General features: G+C 49.4%; 1 rRNA gene. It reads right to left on the bottom strand.

Annotated elements, in window-relative coordinates:
• Window positions 1-106: 106 nt before the first annotated feature.
• Window positions 107-2998: ribosomal RNA gene (locus tag AB4128_RS14500) — 23S ribosomal RNA — on the bottom strand.
• Between the last annotated feature and the right edge of the window lie 154 nt (window positions 2999-3152).

Genomic DNA, 3152 nt, shown 5'->3' with positions numbered 1-3152 from the left:
AGTTTTCTACTTTATTAAGCGCTTTATATTCTTCACTAAGTCTTACCTTCAACAGTAAGTAATAAATCTAGTTACCATCAACTCAGATAAAACTCATCTGGGTTGTATGGTTAAGCCTCACGAGTCATTAGTACAGGTTAGCTCAACGCCTCACAACGCTTACACACCCTGCCTATCAACGTCCTAGTCTCGAACGGCTCTTTAGAGGAATTAAATTCCTAGGGATGACTCATCTTAGGACTCGCTTCCCGCTTAGATGCTTTCAGCGGTTATCGATTCCGAACGTAGCTACCGGGCAATGCTATTGGCATAACAACCCGAACACCAGCGGTTCGTCCACTCCGGTCCTCTCGTACTAGGAGCAGCTTCCTTCAATCATCCAACGCCCACGGCAGATAGGGACCGAACTGTCTCACGACGTTCTGAACCCAGCTCGCGTACCACTTTAAATGGCGAACAGCCATACCCTTGGGACCGACTTCAGCCCCAGGATGTGATGAGCCGACATCGAGGTGCCAAACACCGCCGTCGATATGAACTCTTGGGCGGTATCAGCCTGTTATCCCCGGAGTACCTTTTATCCGTTGAGCGATGGCCCTTCCATACAGAACCACCGGATCACTATGACCTACTTTCGTACCTGCTCGACGTGTATGTCTCGCAGTTAAGCTGGCTTATGCCATTGCACTAACCGTACGATGTCCGACCGTACTTAGCCAACCTTCGTGCTCCTCCGTTACTCTTTGGGAGGAGACCGCCCCAGTCAAACTACCCACCAGGCACTGTCCCGAACCCCGATTAGGGGCCGCGGTTAGAACATCAAAACTACAAGGGTGGTATTTCAAGATTGACTCCACTCCATCTAGCGACGAAGCTTCAAAGTCTCCCACCTATCCTACACATGTAGGTTCAATGTTCAGTGCCAAGCTATAGTAAAGGTTCACGGGGTCTTTCCGTCTAGCCGCGGGTATACGGCATCTTCACCGCAATTTCAACTTCACTGAGTCTCGGCTGGAGACAGCGTGGCCATCATTACGCCATTCGTGCAGGTCGGAACTTACCCGACAAGGAATTTCGCTACCTTAGGACCGTTATAGTTACGGCCGCCGTTTACTTGGGCTTCGATCATGAGCTTCTCCGAAGATAACCCAATCAATTAACCTTCAAGCACCGGGCAGGCGTCATACCGTATACGTCATCTTGCGATTTTGCACAGTACTGTGTTTTTGATAAACAGTTGCAGCCACCTGGTATCTGCGACTCCCAACAGCTTAGAGAGCAAGTCTCATCACCGTCAGGAGCGTACCTTCTCCCGAAGTTACGGTACCATTTTGCCTAGTTCCTTCAGCCGAGTTCTCTCAAGCGCCTTGGTATTCTCTACCCGACCACCTGTGTCGGTTTGGGGTACGATTCCTACTAACCTGAAGCTTAGAAGATTTTCCTGGAAGCATGGCATCAACTACTTCACCGCCTTAGCGGCTCGTCATCAGCTCTCAGCCTAATGTTCACCCGGATTTGCCTAAGTGAACAGCCTACAACCTTAAACGCGGACAACCAACGCCGCGCTAGCCTAGCCTTCTCCGTCTCTCCATCGCAGTTAGCAAAAGTACAGGAATATTGACCTGTTTCCCATCGACTACGCCTTTCAGCCTCGCCTTAGGGGTCGACTCACCCTGCCCCGATTAACGTTGGACAGGAACCCTTGGTCTTTCGGCGTGGGGGTTTTTCACCCCCATTATCGTTACTCATGTCAGCATTCGCACTTCTGATACGTCCAGTGTGGGTTACCCCTTCACCTTCAACCGCTTACAGAACGCTCCTCTACCGCTTGCTCCTAAGAGCAAACCCATAGCTTCGGTGTATTGCTTAGCCCCGTTAAATCTTCCGCGCAGGCCGACTCGACTAGTGAGCTATTACGCTTTCTTTAAATGATGGCTGCTTCTAAGCCAACATCCTAGCTGTCTAAGCCTTCCCACATCGTTTCCCACTTAGCAATAACTTTGGGACCTTAGCTGATGGTCTGGGTTGTTTCCCTTTTGACGACGGACGTTAGCACCCGCCGTCTGTCTCCCGAGTAGTACTCACTGGTATTCGGAGTTTGCAAAGGGTTGGTAAGTCGGGATGACCCCCTAGCCTTAACAGTGCTCTACCCCCAGTGGTATTCGCTCGAGGCGCTACCTAAATAGCTTTCGAGGAGAACCAGATATCTCCGAGTTTGATTGGCCTTTCACCCCCAGCCACAAGTCATCCGCTAATTTTTCAACATTAGTCGGTTCGGTCCTCCAGTTGATGTTACTCAACCTTCAACCTGCCCATGGCTAGATCACTCGGTTTCGGGTCTACGCCTTGCAACTAAACGCGCAGTTAACACTCGGTTTCCCTACGGCTCCGCTATTCGCTTAACCTCGCTACAAAACGTAAGTCGCTGACCCATTATACAAAAGGTACGCAGTCACGGTCTCAAGAACCGCTCCCACTGCTTGTACGTATACGGTTTCAGGTTCTATTTCACTCCCCTCACAGGGGTTCTTTTCGCCTTTCCCTCACGGTACTGGTTCACTATCGGTCAGTCAGGAGTATTTAGCCTTGGAGGATGGTCCCCCCATATTCAAACAGGATGTCACGTGTCCCGCCTTACTCGATTTCATCTATGGTTAGTTTTCGTGTACGGGGCTATCACCCTGTGCCGCTGTGCTTTCCAACACATTCCACTAACACCCCATAGACTTAAGGGCTAATCCCCGTTCGCTCGCCGCTACTAGGGGAATCTCGGTTGATTTCTTTTCCTTCGGGTACTTAGATGTTTCAGTTCCCCGAGTTCGCCTCATACAGCTATGTATTCACTGTATGATGACCACTTATGTGGCCGGGTTTCCCCATTCGGACATCGTTAGCTCAAATGCTTGTTACTAGCTCGCCAACGCTTTTCGCAAGTTACTACGTCCTTCATCGCCTCTGACTGCCAAGGCATCCACCGTATACGCTTAGTCACTTAACCATACAACCCAAATAAGTTTCAAAGAAACTCAAGTTGTACCGTAACTAGCTGGTTTATTACATAATTTGCATGTGAATTAACACTACACAAATTCGCCTTAGTTTTAGAATATTCAAGACACTTAATAAAGTGTTTTGAGAACTCAATGTATTAC

The organism is Shewanella sp. 10N.286.52.A9, from assembly GCF_041468985.1.
GTDB lineage: Bacteria > Pseudomonadota > Gammaproteobacteria > Enterobacterales > Shewanellaceae > Shewanella > Shewanella japonica.
The sequence above is the reverse complement of the archived record's forward strand: the minus strand, read 5'-3'. Positions and strand labels throughout refer to the sequence as shown.